This is a genomic window from Streptomyces sp. NBC_01803 (assembly GCF_035917415.1).
In the GTDB taxonomy this organism is placed as follows: Bacteria; Actinomycetota; Actinomycetes; order Streptomycetales; family Streptomycetaceae; genus Streptomyces.
In genome coordinates, this window is the sequence record NZ_CP109073.1 from 5,385,321 (window position 1) to 5,402,179 (window position 16,859).

General features: G+C 73.4%; 14 protein-coding genes and 1 pseudogene. 10 read left to right on the plus strand and 5 right to left on the minus strand.

What is annotated here, in order from left to right; all coding sequences use genetic code 11:
- Window positions 1-21 precede the first annotated feature (21 nt).
- The gene (pheS, locus tag OIE51_RS24585; RefSeq protein WP_326600020.1) at window positions 22-1,146 is read left to right on the plus strand and encodes a phenylalanine--tRNA ligase subunit alpha; all 1,125 of its coding nucleotides are present in this window, start codon (window positions 22-24) and stop codon (window positions 1,144-1,146) included.
- Entirely contained in the window at window positions 1,146-3,671 is a 2,526-nt protein-coding gene (gene pheT, locus OIE51_RS24590; RefSeq protein ID WP_326600021.1) for a phenylalanine--tRNA ligase subunit beta, read from the plus strand. The genes pheS and pheT overlap by 1 nt, the downstream gene beginning before the upstream one ends.
- Window positions 3,672-3,750: 79 nt before the next feature.
- Here the strand turns inward: pheT and ligD are convergent, their stop codons facing one another.
- The gene (ligD, locus tag OIE51_RS24595) at window positions 3,751-4,638 is read right to left on the minus strand and encodes a non-homologous end-joining DNA ligase (RefSeq protein ID WP_326600022.1); all 888 of its coding nucleotides are present in this window, start codon (window positions 4,636-4,638) and stop codon (window positions 3,751-3,753) included.
- Window positions 4,639-4,668: 30 nt separating this feature from the next.
- Here ligD and ku point away from each other — a divergent pair, with 30 nt between their 5' ends.
- The gene (gene ku, locus OIE51_RS24600; RefSeq protein WP_326600024.1) at window positions 4,669-5,673 is read left to right on the plus strand and encodes a non-homologous end joining protein Ku; all 1,005 of its coding nucleotides are present in this window, start codon (window positions 4,669-4,671) and stop codon (window positions 5,671-5,673) included.
- Window positions 5,674-5,907: 234 nt separating this feature from the next.
- Here ku and OIE51_RS24605 read toward each other — a convergent pair whose 3' ends face one another.
- Window positions 5,908-6,777 (minus strand): 3-hydroxybutyryl-CoA dehydrogenase, encoded by an 870-nt coding sequence (locus tag OIE51_RS24605; RefSeq protein ID WP_326600025.1) that lies wholly within the window; start codon window positions 6,775-6,777, stop codon window positions 5,908-5,910.
- A gap of 257 nt (window positions 6,778-7,034) precedes the next feature.
- Between OIE51_RS24605 and OIE51_RS24610 the strand changes: the two genes are divergently transcribed.
- A complete protein-coding gene (locus tag OIE51_RS24610; RefSeq protein WP_326600026.1) occupies window positions 7,035-8,309 on the plus strand; it encodes a glycoside hydrolase family 10 protein in 1,275 nt (424 codons plus the stop codon).
- 543 nt (window positions 8,310-8,852) lie between these two features.
- On the opposite strand, the gene OIE51_RS24615 is transcribed toward OIE51_RS24610, so the two are convergent.
- A complete protein-coding gene (locus OIE51_RS24615; protein ID WP_326600027.1) occupies window positions 8,853-9,053 on the minus strand; it encodes a DUF1918 domain-containing protein in 201 nt (66 codons plus the stop codon).
- Window positions 9,054-9,156: 103 nt separating this feature from the next.
- Window positions 9,157-9,422 (minus strand): annotated as a pseudogene (locus OIE51_RS24620) (hypothetical protein); the annotation flags it as partial.
- A gap of 182 nt (window positions 9,423-9,604) precedes the next feature.
- On the opposite strand from OIE51_RS24620, the gene OIE51_RS24625 reads away from it, so the two are divergent.
- Window positions 9,605-10,165, plus strand: a complete 561-nt coding sequence (locus tag OIE51_RS24625; RefSeq protein ID WP_326600028.1) for a histidine phosphatase family protein — start codon at window positions 9,605-9,607, stop codon at window positions 10,163-10,165.
- A 12-nt stretch (window positions 10,166-10,177) separates the two neighbouring features.
- Here the strand turns inward: OIE51_RS24625 and OIE51_RS24630 are convergent, their stop codons facing one another.
- The gene (locus OIE51_RS24630) at window positions 10,178-10,687 is read right to left on the minus strand and encodes a DinB family protein (RefSeq protein WP_326600029.1); all 510 of its coding nucleotides are present in this window, start codon (window positions 10,685-10,687) and stop codon (window positions 10,178-10,180) included.
- 141 nt (window positions 10,688-10,828) lie between these two features.
- Between OIE51_RS24630 and OIE51_RS24635 the strand changes: the two genes are divergently transcribed.
- The 5 genes from OIE51_RS24635 (at window position 10,829) to OIE51_RS24655 (ending at window position 16,844) form a co-directional block, all read left to right on the plus strand.
- Window positions 10,829-12,274, plus strand: a complete 1,446-nt coding sequence (locus tag OIE51_RS24635; protein ID WP_326600030.1) for a phytoene desaturase family protein — start codon at window positions 10,829-10,831, stop codon at window positions 12,272-12,274.
- Window positions 12,275-12,383: 109 nt separating this feature from the next.
- Window positions 12,384-13,412, plus strand: coding sequence for an N-acetyl-gamma-glutamyl-phosphate reductase (argC, locus tag OIE51_RS24640; RefSeq protein ID WP_326600031.1), 1,029 nt, complete (start codon window positions 12,384-12,386; stop codon window positions 13,410-13,412).
- On the plus strand, window positions 13,409-14,560 hold the full coding sequence (argJ, locus tag OIE51_RS24645; protein WP_326600032.1) for a bifunctional glutamate N-acetyltransferase/amino-acid acetyltransferase ArgJ: 1,152 nt from the start codon (window positions 13,409-13,411) through the stop codon (window positions 14,558-14,560). The genes argC and argJ overlap by 4 nt, the downstream gene beginning before the upstream one ends.
- A 32-nt stretch (window positions 14,561-14,592) precedes the next feature.
- Window positions 14,593-15,531, plus strand: coding sequence for an acetylglutamate kinase (gene argB, locus OIE51_RS24650; RefSeq protein WP_326600033.1), 939 nt, complete (start codon window positions 14,593-14,595; stop codon window positions 15,529-15,531).
- The gene (locus OIE51_RS24655; RefSeq protein WP_326600034.1) at window positions 15,528-16,844 is read left to right on the plus strand and encodes an acetylornithine transaminase; all 1,317 of its coding nucleotides are present in this window, start codon (window positions 15,528-15,530) and stop codon (window positions 16,842-16,844) included. Before argB ends, OIE51_RS24655 begins: the two co-directional genes overlap by 4 nt.
- The last annotated feature ends 15 nt before the right edge of the window (window positions 16,845-16,859 follow it).

Consider the following 16,859-nt stretch of genomic DNA (forward strand, 5'->3'; position numbering starts at 1 on the left):
CAATCGGAAGCACGGGAAGAGATGTCGGCACCCAACAAGTCGTACGACCCTGTCGAGGTCGAGGCACTGAAACCGGAAGAGATCGATCGCGTGCGGAGCGAGGCGCTCGCGGCGATCGCCGTCGCGGACAGCCTCGACGCGCTGCGTGAGGTCAAGGTCGCGCACGCCGGCGACCGTTCGCCCCTCGCCCTGGCCAACCGCGAGATCGGCGCCCTGCCGCCGCACGCGAAGGCGGACGCGGGCAAGCGGGTCGGCCAGGCCAGGGGCGCGGTCAACAAGGCGCTCGCGGCCCGCCAGGAGGAGCTGGAGGCGGAGCGCGACGAGCGCGTGCTGGTCGAGGAGGCGGTGGATGTCACCCTGCCCCACGACCGTGTGCCGGCCGGCGCCCGCCACCCGCTGACCACGCTGTCCGAGCGGATCGAGGACATCTTCGTGGCCATGGGCTACGAGGTCGCCGAGGGCCCCGAGGTCGAGGCCGAGTGGTTCAACTTCGACGCGCTCAATCTCGGCCCGGACCACCCCGCCCGTTCCACCCACGACACGTTCTTCGTCGAGGGTGCCAAGAGCGAGTCCGCCGACGCCGGGCTGGTGCTGCGCACGCACACCTCCCCGGTGCAGATCCGCTCGATGCTGGAGCGCACGCCGCCGGTCTACGTGATCTGTCCCGGCCGCGTCTACCGCACCGACGAGCTGGACGCCACCCACACGCCCGTCTTCAGCCAGGTCGAGCTGCTCGCCATCGACGAGGGCCTGACCATGGCCGACCTCAAGGGCACCCTCGACCACATGGTCCAGTCCCTGTTCGGGGAGGGCATGCGGACCCGGCTGCGCCCGGACCACTTCCCGTTCACGGAGCCGTCCGCCGAGATGGACATGGTGTGCTTCCGCTGCCGCGGCGAGTCCGCGGGGAACCCGGACCGGCCCTGCCGGACCTGCTCCAGTGAGGGCTGGATCGAGCTGGGCGGCTGCGGCATGGTCAACCCGCGCGTGCTGGTGGCCTGCGGCATCGACCCCGCCCGGTACAGCGGGTTCGCGTTCGGCTTCGGCATCGAGCGGATGCTGATGTTCCGCCACAACGTCGAGGACATGCGAGACATGATCGAGGGTGACGTGCGCTTCACCCGGCCGTTCGGGATGGAGATCTGATGCGCGTCCCGCTTTCCTGGCTGCGCGAGTACGTCGACCTGCCGACCGCGGTGACCGGCCGGGAGGTCGCGACGCGGCTCACCTCGGCCGGGCTCCAGGTCGAGGCCGTCGAGCGGCTCGGTACCGACATCACCGGTCCCCTCGTGGTCGGCGAGGTGCTGACGATCGAGGAGCTGTCCGGGTTCAAGAAGCCCATCCGGTACTGCCAGGTGGACGTCGGCACCGCCAACGGCACCGGCGAACCGCAGAACATCATCTGCGGCGCCACCAACTTCCGCGTCGGTGACAAGGTCGTCGTCGTGCTGCCGGGCGCCGTGCTGCCCGGCGGCTTCGCGATCGCCGCGCGCCCCACGTACGGCAAGGTGTCCGAGGGCATGATCTGCTCGGCGCGCGAGCTGGGCATCGGCGACGACCACGGCGGCATCATCGTGCTGCCGCCCGAGCACGAGGCCGGCACCGACGCCGTCGAGCTGCTGGAGCTGGTCGACGAGGTGCTGGACATCGCCGTCAACCCCGACCGCGGATACTGCCTGTCGCTGCGTGGTATCGCCCGCGAGACCGCGACCGCCTTCGGGCTGCCGCTGCGCGACCCGGCGCTGCTCGACGTGCCCGCGGCCAACGGCGACGGCTTCCCGGTCGAGGTCGGGGACCCGGCGGCCTGCGACCGCTTCGTCGCCCGCGCCGTCACCGGCCTGCGGCCCGAGACACACTCGCCGATCTGGCTCCAGCGGCGGCTCCAGAAGGCCGGCCTGCGGCCCATCTCGCTGGCCGTCGACATCACCAACTACGTGATGCTGGAGATCGGCCAGCCGCTGCACGCCTATGACCGGTCCCGGCTGACCGGGCCCCTCGGGGTCCGCCGCGCCGAGCCGGGCGAGAAGCTGACCACCCTGGACGGCGTGCAGCGGGCCCTGGATCCCGAGGACCTGCTGATCACCGACAGCGGCGGGCCCGTCGGCCTGGCCGGGGTGATGGGCGGCGCCGACACCGAGATCGCGGACGCCGCCGAGGAGTCCGCGACCGGCGTCGTTCCCGGCACCAGCGAGATCGTCGTGGAGGCCGCGCACTTCGACCCGGTCACCGTGGCCCGCGCCGCCCGCCGGCACCGGCTGCCCAGCGAGGCGGCCCGCCGCTTCGAGCGCGGCGTCGACCCGGAGGCCGCCGCGGCGGCGGCGCAGCGCGCGGTCGACCTGCTGGTGCTGCTCGGCGGCGGCACCGCCGATCCGGGCGTCACCGAGGTCACCGCCCCCGCCGTGCCCCGCGTCATCGTCGTCCCGGCCGACCATCCCGACCGGGTGGCGGGTGTGACGTACGGGCGGGAAACGGTGGTGCGGCGGCTCCAGGAGGTCGGCTGCGACGTCACCGGGACCGACGAGCTGACCGTCACCCCGCCGAGCTGGCGCCCCGACCTCAACGACCCCAACGACCTCGCCGAGGAAGTCATCCGCCTGGAGGGCTACGAGGCGCTGCCCTCCACCCTCCCGCGCCCGCCGGCCGGACGCGGGCTGACCGGGCGGCAGCGGCTGCATCGGCGGACGGGCCGCGCCCTGGCCGGCGCGGGCTATGTCGAGGCGCAGAACTATCCGTTCGTCGGTCGGGCCGCGCTGGACGGCCTCGGCCTGCCGGCCGAAGACGACCGCCGCCGCACCGTGCGCCTGGTCAACCCGATCTCCGACGAGGAGCCCTGGCTGCGCACCACGCTGCTGCCGGGGCTGCTGGAGGCGCTGCGCCGCAACCACGGGCGGGGCGCCGGGGACATCGCCCTCTTCGAGACCGGCCTCGTCTTCCGCCCCACCGGCGACGAGGCGGTGCCGGTCCGGCTGCCGGTCACCGGTCGGCCGTCGGACGAGGAGATCGAGCGGCTCAACGCCTCGCTGCCCCGGCAGCCGCGCCGGGTCGCGGCCGTCCTCGCGGGGAACCGCGAGCAGGCGGGGTGGTGGGGCCCCGGCCGTCCGGCCGACTGGGCGGACGCCGTCGAGGCGGCCAGGACCGTCGCGCGGGAGGCGGGCGTGGAGCTGACCATCGAGAACGATCGGCACGCGCCCTGGCACCCCGGCCGGTGCGCCGCGCTGTACGCGGTCGTGGACGGCGACAGGACGCTCGTCGGCCACGCCGGTGAGCTGCACCCGCGCGTCGTCAAGGCGCTGGGCCTGCCGGCCAGGACATGCGCCATGGAGGCCGAGCTCGACTTGCTGGAGCGGGCCGGCGGCGGACCCCCGAGCGCGCCGCCGATCTCATCGTTCCCGGTGGCCACGCAGGATGTCGCCCTGGTCGTGGACGAGTCGGTCCCGGCCGCCGCGGTGGAGGCCGCGCTGCGCTCCGGCGCCGGTGAACTGCTGGAATCGCTGCGGCTGTTCGACGTCTTCACCGGCGAACAGCTCGGCGCGGGCCGGAAGTCGCTGGCGTACGCGCTGAGGTTCCGCGCCCCGGACCGCACCCTGACGGCCGAGGAGGCGTCGGCCGCCCGCGAGGCGGCGGTGGCCGCCGCGGTCGAGCGCGCGGGCGCGGCCCTGCGCGGCGCCTAGCCCGCCCTCCGTCACCGAACCCGTCCGCCCCGCCGGTCCCCGCGCATCGCGCGCACGCGGGCGGCGGGGCGGACGGGTGTCAGCGTGCCGCCGGGAGGGGGGCGGCGTCGGCGGGGTCGGTCAGGGGGAACAGCAGGTCGCCGTGGCGGGCCAGGCGGGGCGGGATGTCGGTGAGGTGGAAGTCGAGCCGGGCCGGGTCGGCGCACGTCTCGACCTCCTCCCAGGTGACCGGTGTGGAGACCGTGGGCCGGGCGCGGGCGCGGACCGTGTAGGGGGTGGCCGTCGTCTTGCGGGCCGCGTTCTGGCTGTGGTCGATGAACACCTTGCCGGGGCGCAGATGGCGGGCCATCGCCGCGATCGCCAGGCCCGGCAGCGCGGTCGCCGCCTCCGTGGCCAGGGCCTTCGCGTACGCCGAGGCGTCCGCCGACGGTGCGGGCCGCAGCGCGCACAGCAGGTGCAGGCCCTTGGAGCCCGAGGTCTTCGCGTACGCCGTCAGCCCGTCGGCCGCCAGCCGGTCGCGCAGCCAGCGCGCCACCACGCAGCAGTCCACGATCGTGGCCGGCGCCCCCGGGTCGAGGTCGAACACCAGCCGGTCCGCCATTCCGGGATCGGCGGCCCGCCACTGCGGGGTGTGGAACTCCACGACCAGGTTCGCCGCCCACGCCAGCCCGGCCAGGTCCTCGACCACCACCTGCCGCATCGTGCCGCCGCCCGAGCGCGGCACCTCGGCGACCCTCACCCAGTCGGGGGTGCCCGGCGGCACGTTCTTCGCGAAGAACCGCTCGCCCTCCGGGCCGTCCGGGTACCGCAGGAAGCTCAGCGGCCGGTCCCGCAGGTGGGGCAGGAGCACGGCGCCGTGGGCGGCGTAGTGGTGGAGCAGCTCACCCTTGGTGGTGCCGTCCGGGTAGAGGACCTTCTCCAGATTCGACAGCGTCAGCCGACGCCCCTCCACGGTGACCACAGGCATACCCTGAGACTGGCACGAAAGGGGCAGATGATGCGAACGATATGGAAGGGCGCCATATCCTTTGGCCTGGTCACCATCCCCGTCAAGGTCGTCGGCGCGACGGAGAACCATGCGGTCTCCTTCCGGCAGGTCCACGTCGCCGACGACGGGAAGATCCGCTACCGCAAGGTGTGCGAGCTCGACGGCGAGGAGCTCTCGGGGGACGCGATCGGCAAGGGGTACGAGACAGCGGACGGCACCGTCGTCCAGCTGACCGACGACGACCTGGCCGCCCTGCCGCTGCCCACCGCCAGGACCGTCGAGATCCTCGGTTTCGTGCCCGTCTCCAGCATCGATCCCTATCAGCTCGACCGCTCCTACTATCTGACCGCCGACGCCGGCGCGGCCAAGCCGTACGTCCTGTTGCGTGAGGCGCTGCGGCGCGCGGACAAGGGGGCCATCGCCAAGCTCGCGATGCGCGGGCGCGAGACCCTCGCCCTGGTCCGACCCCTGGAGGACGAGGAGGTGCTCGGCATGCACACGCTGCTGTGGCCCGACGAGATCCGGTCGGCCGCCGGGCTCGCGCCCGCCGAGAAGGTCACGGTCCGCGACGCCGAGCTGGATCTCGCGTACACCCTGATGGACACGCTCGGCTCGGTGGACATGTCCGAGTTGCACGACGAGTACCGGGAGGCCGTGGAGGCCCTGGTCAGCGCCAAGCTCACCGGGACCGCGCCCGAGCGGCCGGGGGAGGCCGTTCCGGTGGGCGGCAAGGTGGTGGATCTGATGGCCGCCCTGGAGGACAGCGTGCGCGGCGCCCGGCAAACGCGCGGCGAGGCGGGTGAGGGCGAGGAGGCGACCGTCACGCCGATCAAGAAGACGGCCGCCAAGAAGGCCCCGGCGAAGAAGGCCCCGGCGAAGAAGGCCGCCGCGAAGAAGGCCCCGGCGAAAGAGGCCGCCGCGAAGAAGTCGGCGGCGAAGAAGTCCGGGGCCAGAAAGACGGCGGGGAAGTCCGAGCCCGGGAAGAAGTCGGCCACCCGCAAGCGCGCCTCGTGACCCCGGCCCGGCCCGGGCCCGGCTGGGTCCGCGGCTCTCCCGGGCGACATCCGGGAGAGGGAGCCGGGAGAGGTCCCCAGAGCTGTCCCGCCATGGTGGAACCGCGCTACATGCGTCTCTGACTTGAGACTGCGTGAGACTTCTGCGCCCGCGGGCTGAATCGGCACCCATCGGTTCACGCTGTCCTCGACGGCGGTGCGGCGGGACAGCGCCGTTGGATTGCGGGACAGCCTTTTAGCCGACGCGGTCGTACGGATAGAACCCGGTGCCCGTCTTCCGGCCGAGGTGGCCGGCGGCGACCATGCGCAGTAGCAGGGGCGGCGGGGCGTACAGCGGCTCCTTGAGCTCCGCGTACATCGAGTCGGCGATCGACGCGACCGTGTCGAGGCCGATCAGGTCGGCCAGCTTCAGCGGGCCGAGGGGGTGGGCGCAGCCCAGCTCCATGCCGTTGTCGATGTCGTCCCGGCTCGCCGCGCCGGACTCGAACATCCGGATCGCGGCCAGCAGATAGGGCACGAGCAGCGCGTTGACCACGAAGCCGGAACGGTCCTGGGCCCGGATGGCCTCCTTGCCCAGCACCTGGGTGACCAGCAGCTCGACCCGTTCGACCGTGTTCTCGGACGTGGTCAGCGCCGGGACCAGCTCGACCAGACGCTGGACCTGCGCCGGGTTGAAGAAGTGAACGCCGAGCACCTGGGAGGGGCGGGAAGTCGCCACCGCCAGGTTCACCAGCGGAATGGCCGAGGTGTTGGACGCGAGGATCGCGTCGGGGCGGGTCACGACCTGGTCGAGGACCTGGAAGATCTCGATCTTGACCGGCTCGCTCTCGACCACGGCCTCGATCACCACATCGCGGTCGGCCAGCTCGCCCAGGTCCGTGGTGAAGGTGATCCGCTCCAGCGCGGCGTCCCGTTCCGCCTCCGTGATCTTGCCGCGCCCGGTGGCCCTGCCGAGCGAGTTGGCCAGCCGGGTGCGGCCGAACTCCAGGGCCTCGCCAGTCGTTTCGGCCACCCGCACGTCGAGCCCGGCCCGGGCGCACACCTCGGCGATGCCGGCGCCCATCTGGCCGCAGCCGACGACTCCCACCCGTTCGATATCGGTCACACCTCGCACCTTCGTCCTTTCGGTTCTTCGGCCTCTATGTGATCGATCATCCTGCTCTCGACGGTACCTCCGCCGCTGTGACACGGGGGCGCCCGGGGTGCCGAGTGCGGAACCGGCCGGGTGGGCGGGGCGTGTGGGGCGATGGTGTTAACTGGCCCGCGTCCCCGCCGCACGGCGTGTCACGGAAGCGTAACGGTGAGGACTCCGTCACGCTGTGCCGAGTATGCGTAACGTAGAGGTACGGCAGGGGGTCGAATATGGGACGGATCAGCCGCAGGGGCCTGGCCGTCGCCGCCGTGGGCACGTTCGCCGGGGTGCTGACGCTCAACCAGGCGTCGGCGTCCGGGCCACGGCCGCGGCGGTACGCGATGGTGGCCGCGTCGCAGACGCGCGGCATGTGGATCGCGACCGTGGCGAACATCGACTGGCCGGACAAGCCGGGGCTGTCACCGGACGAGGGCAAGGCCGAACTGTCCGCGCTGCTGGACGCGGCGGTCGAGCGGAAGCTGACCGCGGTGTATCTCCAGGTGCGGCCGACGGCCGACGCGCTCTGGCCGTCGCCGTACGAGCCGTGGTCGGAGTGGCTCACCGGCGTGCAGGGGCAGGACCCCGGCTGGGATCCGCTGGACTACGCGGTGCGCGAGGCGCACGCGCGCGGGCTCGCGCTGCACGCCTGGTTCAACCCGTATCGCGTCGCCACGCACGACGACCCGGACCGGCTGACCGAGGAGCACCCGGCGCGGCGGCACCCGGAGTGGGTGGTGTCCTACGGCGGGCGGCTGTACTACAACCCGGGGATTCCCGAGGTCAGGGCCTTCGTGCAGGACGCGATGGCGGACGCGGTGGAGTCCTACGAGATCGACGGCGTGCACTGGGACGACTACTTCTACCCGTACCCGGTGGCGGGCGAGGAGTTCGACGACGACGACGCCTTCGCGGCGTACGGCGGGGACTTCGACGACCGCGGCGACTGGCGGCGGCACAACATCGACCTGCTGGTGCGGGAGATGCGGGACCGGGTGCGCGCGACGAAGCCCGGCCTCCCGTTCGGCGTCAGCCCGTTCGCCGTCTGGCGCAACAAGGAGACGGATCCGCTCGGCTCCGACACCCGGGCCGGCGTCCAGACGTACGACGACCTGTACGCGGACGTGCGCACCTGGGTCAGGGAGGGCTGGCTGGACTACGTCGTCCCGCAGGCGTACTGGCACATCGGGAACGAGGCGGCCGACTACGAGACCGTGGTCGCGTGGTGGGCGGACGTGGCCGACGGCACCGGGGTCGATCTGTACATCGGTGAGGCCCTCTACAAGGCCGGCGACCCGGCGCAGCCCGACGCCTGGCAGGACCCGGCCGAGCTGTCCCGCCATCTGACGCTGTGCGGCGAGCATCCGCAGGTCGGCGGCAACATCTTCTACTCGGCCGGTCAGGTCGTCTCCGATCCCATCGGTGCCATGTCGCGGGTGGTGGCGGATCACTACGACACGACGGCGGCGCGGTCCGCCCAGCCCACCGGGCTCGGGGGGCGGCCGTAGGGCGGGAAGCCGGCCCCGGCGCGGACCTCGTGGCGTCGCGCCGGTGGTCGTGGTCGTGGTCGTGGTCGGGGGAACGACGTCGCGGAGCCGCGCGGAGCTCGCTGGGCCGGTGATCGCGCGGGACAGCCGACCCGGGCTCCGGTCGGGGCGTACGCCCCGATGCCGACCGGACGCAGCGACGCGAACGCTCGACGCGATCCCGATCCCGATCGCGGCCCCGATCCCGATCCCGATCGCGGCCCCGATCCCGATCCCGGCCCCGATCCCGGCCCCGATCCCGATCCCGATTACGGGCCTGGACCCGGACCCCGCTGGTGTCGCCGGACAGTCGGCCGGTGGTGATCGCGACGGTGGCGAACACCGACGGGCCGGACAAGCCGGGGCCCTCGCCGGACGAGGGCGAAGCCGAGGAGCCACGCGCTCCGGCCGTCGGCGTACGAGCCGTGGCCGGGGTCGCCCACCCGCGTGCGGGTGCGAGACCCCGGCTGGGACCCGCTGGACCTCGCGATGTCACGGGCCCCGGGATGCTCCGGGCCGGAGCGCTCAGCGGCGGCGGCGTTTTCCGGCGGGGGTCACGGTCGAGTCGGGGCCGGGGGAGACCACGCTCTCGTGGCCGTCCTCGGCGCGGACCCGGTACGGGGGTTCGCCGTCCCGGCCGAGCACTTCCACGATCTCGGTCACCCGGTCCGGCTGTCCCACGGTCCGGCCATGTGTCACGACCCGGTCTCCGGTCTTGGCTCGCATCAGGAGTGCCTCCTGTCGCCTCGTGTGGTGATGTGCGTCACTCGTCTCCCAGCGTACGGCCCTCATCCCCGGGCGCGCTGGGTGACGGCGACGCAGACCAGCACGCCCACCGCCGCCGCCGGGGCGGCGGGGGGCAGCCGGGCAACGGGACCCGCGCGGCCCGCAGACAGCAGCCCGCGATGGGGGCGGCGAGCACCGTACGCGCGGCGGTCACCGTCCAGGGGCCGAAGCCGTCGAGTGCCCAGACGGTGGCCGGGAAGGTGAGGGAGAAGGCGGGACGCCGAGGGCGGCCAGGACGAGACCGCCGCGGACGTCGGGGTCGACCCGCTGCCGGCCGTACTTCCCGGCCGAGCGGCCCGCGCCGAACATCCGGCTCAGCTTCGCCCCGGCCTCCGGCACGGCGGAGATCGTGGAAGGGGTGCGGCGGTTGCGCCGCACGGGCGAGGAGGTGTTCGGCCCCGGCGCCACCTGATTCGGGAATCCTCGGTGACCGGGCTGCTGATGACACCGCGGTAGTGGTGCCGCTATTCGAGTGCTCGTACGATCGCGCCATGCTGGTCACGCTGATCGCCGCAGCCCGCAGAACGCCCGTTCTCGACGCGCGTTTCGGTGATGACCGTCCACTGGATCCCGGGGACTGGCGGGCACTGGAGCGGGCCATCCCGATGCTGCTGCCGCTGGCCGCCGCCGAGCTCCGCTACTGCTCGCCGACCCTGTCGAGCAGGCAGACGGGCGACGCCCTCGGGCTCTCGCCGCTGTCCCAGCTCGCGCTGCGCGAGTGCGACATGGGGCGATGGCACGGCATGACTCTCCAGGAGGTCGCCGGCCGGGAGCCGGAGGCCGTGGACGCCTGGTTCGCCGATCCCCGGTCGGCGCCGCACGGCGGGGAGCCGCTGTTGGCATTCGTCTCCCGGGTGGGCGCCTGGCTGGACACCCGGCCCATGGCGAACGACGGGCGGATCGTCGCGGTGACCGAGTCCTCGGTGATCCGCGCGGCCACGCTCTACGCGCTCAAGGCACCCCCGCAGTCGTACTGGCGCACCGAGGTCCGCCCGCTCTCCGTGGTCAATCTCAGCGGCTTCCGCGGCGGCTGGAGCCTGCGTCTCGGCTGAGGTCGACGCGCGTCACTCCTCGTCCCGCCCGGGGTGGTCGCCGGTCGCGCCGTCGATCAGCTCGCGCAGGATGTCCATGTGGCCCGCGTGCCGCGCGGTCTCCTCGATCATGTGGATCAGCACCCAGCGCAGCGACACCGCGTCCCCGGACCACGCCGTGCCGAGGTCCTCCACGTCGGTCTCGGTGATCACCCGGTCCGCGGCGGCCCGCGCCCGGCCGTAGAACGCGACAACGTCCCCCGGCTTCTCGTGCGGCTCCAGCCGCAGGTCGGCGTTCTCGTCCTCGTCGTCGAACGGCAGCGGCTCCGTCTCGCGGCCGAATGTCTGGCAGAACCAGGCGTACTCGACGGCCGCCAGATGCTTCACCAGCCCCAGCAGGCTCGTCCCCGACGGCGTCATCGGCCGCCGCGCCGTCTCGTCGTCCACACCGTCGAGCTTCCACAGGACCACGTCGCGGTGGCGGTCCAGAGCGGCCCGCAGGCTTTCCTTCTCACCGCCGGTGAACGGCACGCGTTTCGTCATGCGGGGACCGTAACAGCCGGGTCCGACAACGCCCGGCGGAACGGGGCGGGACGGCCGGGCGAGCGGGCCGGTGGGCGCCGGGCGCCGCGCCCCGGGGCGGGCAACGATGCGCCGCCCCGGCCGGGTTGGCATGCTAGGCCCATGACGACGAGGACCGGGCAGGACGAAGCGATCGTGGTGGGGGCCGGTCCCAACGGGCTGGCCGCCGCCGTCACCCTGGCCCGGCACGGGCTGCGGGTGACCGTGCTGGAGGCGGCCGACACGATAGGCGGCGGCACCCGCAGCGGTGAACTGACCGTGCCCGGCGTGCTGTTCGACCACTGCTCCTCGACGCACATCATGGGCGCCGGCTCGCCGTTCCTGCGCTCGCTCGACCTCAAGCGGTACGGCCTGGAGTGGGCCTGGCCCGAGGTCGACCTGGCGCACCCGCTGGACGGGGGCGCCGGTGCCGGGGCGCTGTACCGGTCGGTGGAGGAGACGGCGGCTGGTCTCGGCGAGGACGGCCCGGCCTGGCGGCGGCTGTTCGGGCCGCTGGCCGCCGACGCGGAGGCGCTGACCGACGAGGTGATGCGGCCGATGCTGAAGGTGCCCCGGCACCCGTTCCGCCTCGCCCGCTTCGGCCTCCGCGCGCTCCAGCCCGCGTCCCTGGTCGCCCGCCGCTTCCGCACCGCGCGGGCGCGGGCGCTGTTCGGCGGGGTGGCGGCGCACTTGTTCGGTCCGCTGGACCAGCCGGTCGGCGCCTCGGTCGGGCTGATGATCATCGCCGCCGGGCACCGGTTCGGCTGGCCGGTCGCCCGGGGCGGCTCCCAGGCCATCGCGGACGCGCTGGCCGCGATGCTCACCGAGGCGGGCGGCCGGATCGAGACGGGCGTCCGGGTCCGTTCCCTGGCCGAGCTGCCCCCGGCCGGCACGGTGCTGCTCGACCTCGCCCCGGCCGCCGCCGCCGGGGTGATCGGCGACCGGCTGCCGCCGCGCGTCCGCCGCGCCTACACCACTCGCTTCCGGCACGGCCCGGGCGCGTTCAAGCTGGATCTCGCGGTCGAGGGCGGCGTGCCCTGGCGCGACGAGGCGTGCCGCCGCGCGGGCACCCTGCACCTGGGCGGGACCTTCGAGCAGATCGCGCGGGCGGAGGCGGAGATGAGCCGGGGGCGGATGCCCGAGCGGCCGTTCATGCTGATCTCCCAGCAGTACCTGGCGGACCCCGACCGGTCGGCGGGCGAGGTCCACCCCGTCTCGGCCTACGCGCACGTCCCGCACGGCTGGCCGGGCGACGCGACCGAGGCGATGCTCGACCAGTTCGAACGGTTCGCCCCCGGCACCCGCGAGCGGATCGTCGCCGCCGACGCCAAGTCGACCGCCGAGCTGGAGCGTGACAACGCCAACTACGTCGGCGGCGACATCGTCGGGGGCGCCAACACCCCCCTCCAGCTCACCATGCGCCCGCGCGTCGCCCTCGACCCGTACCGCACCGGCGTCCCCGGGGTGTACCTCTGCTCGGCGGCCACCCCGCCCGGCGCCGGGGCGCACTGCATGAGCGGCCACAACGCGGCCCTCTCCGCGCTGCGCGCCCTGGGGATCCGCCGCTGACCGTCGCGTCCAGCGGATACGTATACGCCTCCACCCCTGACCGGCCTTGGGGCCGATTGCATAAAGCTGCCGCGCTACGTATAGTCATGCCATCACCCATGAGGAGGCGATGGCGGTGCGCGCTGCGGTGGCGGGAGCGAGTGGCTACGCGGGAGGGGAGATCCTGCGGCTCCTCCTCCAGCATCCACGGATCGAGATCGGCGCCCTGACCGGCAACGCCAACGCGGGGGAGCGGCTCGGAGCCCTTCAGCCGCAGCTCCTCCCGCTGGCCGACCGGGTGCTGGAGCCGACCACGCCCGAGGCGCTGGCCGGCCATGACGTCGTTTTCCTCGCCCTCCCGCACGGCCACTCGGCCGCCGTCGCCGAGCAGCTGGGCGACAGCGCGCTGATCGTCGACTGCGGCGCCGACTTCCGGCTGCGGGACGCGGCGGACTGGGAGCGGTTCTACGGCTCCCCGCACGCCGGCACCTGGCCGTACGGCCTGCCCGAGCTGCCCGGGGCCCGCGACGCCCTCAGGGGGTCCACCCGCGTCGCGGTCCCCGGGTGCTATCCGACGGCCGTGAGCCTCGCGCTCTTCCCGGCCTACGCGGCGGGGCTGGCCGAGCCCGAGGCCGTGATCGTGGCCGCCTCCGGCACCTCCGGCGCCGGCCGATCGCTCAAGCCGCACCTGCTGGGCAGCGAGGTGATGGGCGCCATGAGCCCGTACGGTGTCGGCGGCACGCACCGGCACACCCCCGAGATGGTCCAGAACCTGTCGGCGGTCGCCGGCGAGCGCGTGACCGTCTCGTTCACACCGACCCTCGCGCCCATGTCCCGGGGCATCCTCGCCACCTGCTCCGCCAAGGCCAGGCCCGGCGTGACCGAGGCCGCGCTGCGGGAGGCGTACGCCAAGGCGCTGGCCGCCGAGCCGTTCGTCCGGCTGCTCCCGGCCGGCCAGTGGCCCACCACCGGCGCCGTCGCCGGCTCCAACGCGGCCCTGGTGCAGGTCACGCTGGACGAGGCCGCCGGCCGGCTCATCGCCATCAGCGCCATCGACAACCTCACGAAGGGCACCGCGGGCGGCGCGGTGCAGAGCATGAACATCGCCCTGGGCCTCCCCGAGGACACGGGGCTGTCGACGATTGGAGTGGCTCCATGAGCGTCACGGCAGCACGGGGATTCACGGCGGCGGGCATCGCCGCGGGGATCAAGGAGAGCGGCGGGCCCGACCTCGCGCTCGTCGTCAACCAGGGGCCGCGCACCGCCGCCGCCGGCGTCTTCACGAGCAACCGCGTCAAGGCCGCCCCCGTGGTCTGGTCCGAGCAGGTCCTGCGGGGCGGCCGGATCTCGGCCGTCGTCCTCAACTCCGGCGGCGCCAACGCCTGCACCGGACCGCTCGGCTTCCAGGACACCCACGCCACCGCCGAGAAGGTGGCCGACGTCCTCGGCCACAGCGCCGCCGAGGTGGCCGTCGCCTCCACCGGCCTCATCGGCATCCGGCTGCCGATGGACAAGCTGCTGGCCGGCGTCGAGACGGCCGCCGGGGAGCTCTCCGCGCACGGCGGCGAGCGGGCCGCCATCGCGATCAAGACCACCGACACCGTCCACAAGACCGCCGTCGCCGGCGGGACCGGCTGGGTGGTGGGCGGCATGGCCAAGGGCGCCGGGATGCTCGCCCCCGGCCTGGCCACCATGCTCGTCGTCCTCACCACCGACGCCGACCTCGACGCCCCCGCCCTCGACCGGGCGCTGCGCGCCGCCACCCGGACCACGTTCGACCGGATCGACTCCGACGGCTGCATGTCCACCAACGACACGGTGCTGCTGCTGGCGTCCGGTGCCTCCGGCGCCGTCCCGGAGGAGGCGGAGTTCGCCGAGGCCGTCCGCGTGGTCTGCGACGACCTGGCCCATCAGCTCATCAAGGACGCCGAGGGCGCCTCCAAGGACATCCGGGTCGAGATCGTGGGCGCGGCCACCGAGGACGACGCGGTCGAGGTCGCCCGCTCCATCGCTCGCAACAACCTCCTCAAGTGCGCCATCCACGGCGAGGACCCCAACTGGGGCCGGGTGCTCGCCGCCATCGGCACCACCTCCGCCGCGTTCGATCCCGACCAGCTCAACGTCGCGATCAACGGCGTCTGGGTCTGCAAGAACGGCTCGGTCGGCGAGGACCGCGACCTGGTCGACATGCGCCACCGCGAGGTCGTCATCACCGCCGACCTCGCCGCCGGCGCCGAGTCCGCCGTGCTGTGGACGAACGACCTGACCGCCGACTACGTCCACGAGAACAGCGCCTACTCCTCCTGATCCCTCCGACGAGCCCTCCGCGAAAGCCGGTCATGACGGACAATCACGTATCAGGACCCGTGCCCGCCACCCGCAGGCACACCGCTCTGCCCAAGGCGCGGATCCTTATCGAGGCCCTGCCCTGGCTCACCCGTCACCACGGGAAGACCGTGGTCATCAAGTTCGGCGGGAACGCCATGGTGGACGACGCGCTGAAGGCCGCGTTCGCCCAGGATGTCGTCTTCCTCCGCCACGCGGGGCTGCGCCCGGTCGTGGTGCACGGCGGCGGCCCGCAGATCAACGCGCAGCTCGAACGGCTCGGTCTCACCTCCGAGTTCAGGGCGGGGCTGCGCGTCACCACGCCCGAGACCATGGACGTGGTCCGGATGGTGCTGGCCGGTCAGGTGCAGCGCGACCTGGTCGGCCAGCTCAACCGGCACGGCTCGCTCGCCGTGGGCATGACGGGCGAGGACGCCCGCCTGATGTCGGCGACCAAGCGTTACGCCCGGATCGACGGCGAGCGTGTGGACCTCGGCCGCGTCGGCGACATCACCGGCATCGACCCCGGCGCCGTGCTGGCGCTGCTCGACGACGGCCGCATCCCGGTGATCTCCTCGATCGCCCGCAGCACCGACGACGACCACGTCTACAACGTCAACGCCGACACCGCCGCCGCCGCGCTCGCCGCCGCGCTGGGCGCCGAGACGCTGATGGTGCTGACCGATGTCGAGGGCCTGTACGCCGACTGGCCGGCCAGCGACGAGGTCATCAGCCGGCTGACGGAGAGCGAGCTGGAGAAGCTGCTGCCCGACCTGGCCAGCGGCATGGTGCCGAAGATGGCGGGCTGCCTGTACGCCGTCCGCAACGGCGTGCGCACCGCGCGCGTCATCGACGGCCGGGTCCAGCACGCCATCCTGCTGGAGATCTTCACCGACGAGGGAATCGGGACGATGGTCGTGCCCGACGGGGCCGGCAAGGGAGAGCCGACATGAACGCCGAGACGCATACCGACAGCACCTCCGCCACGGGCACCGCCGTCACGAGCGACGCTGTCACCGGCACCTCCGCCACGAGCGACGCTGTCACGGGCACCTCCGCCACGAGCGACGCTGTCACGGGCAACGCCTCGCTGACCGCCCGCTGGCAGGGCGCCCTGATGGACAACTACGGCACCCCCCGGGTGCCCATCACCCACGGCGAGGGCGCGCGGCTGTGGGACGCCGACGGCAAGGAGTACCTGGACTTCGTCGGCGGCATCGCCGTCAACTCGCTCGGCACCGGACACCCGGCCGTCGTGCGTGCGGTCTCCGACCAGATCGCCCTGCTCGGCCACGTTTCCAACCTCTTCCTGTCCGAACCGCCCGTCGCCCTCGCCGAACGGCTCCTCGCCCTGGCCGGCCGACCAGGGCGGGTCTACTTCTGCAACTCGGGCGCCGAGGCCGTCGAGGCCGCGTTCAAGATCGGCCGGCTCACCGGCCGCCGCCACATGGTGGCCACCCACGGCGGCTTCCACGGCCGGACCATGGGCGCCCTCGCCCTGACCGGGCAGCCGAAGAAACACGAGGGTTTCCTCCCGCTGCCCGGTGACGTCACCCACGTCCCCTACGGCGACGCCGAGGCGCTGCGCGCGGCCGTCACCACGAACACCGCGCTGGTGATCGTGGAGCCGATCCAGGGCGAGAACGGCGTGATCGTGCCGCCCGAGGGATATCTCGCCGAGGCCCGCGCGATCACCCGCGCCACCGGCACGCTGCTGGTCCTGGACGAGGTGCAGACCGGTATCGGCCGCACCGGTCACTGGTTCGCCGGGCAGGCCCAGGGCGTCGAGGCCGACATCGTGACCCTGGCCAAGGGCCTGGCGGCGGGGCTGCCCATCGGCGCGACGATGGCGTTCGGCGAGGCGGCGCGGCTGCTCACCCCCGGCGCCCACGGCTCCACGTTCGGCGGCAACCCCGTCTCCTGCGCCGCCGCCCTCGCCGTCCTGGACACCATCGCGTCCGAGGATCTGCTCCAGCGGGTCAAGGACGCGGGCGAGCGGCTGCGGGACGGCGTCTGGCGCCTGGGCCACCCGCTGGTCGACCGGGTCAGGGGCGCCGGGCTGCTGCTCGGTATCGTGCTCACCGAGCCCCTGGCACCGCGCGTGCAGCAGGCGGCTCAGGACGCCGGACTTCTGGTGAACGCCGTGGCTCCCGACGTGGTGCGGCTCGCTCCGCCGCTCATCGTGGGCGACGAGGAGGTGGACGCCCTCCTCGCGGCGCTCCCGGGCGTTCTCGACACCGTGGACACGTCAGCCGGAGAACGATGACCACCGGGGAGAGAG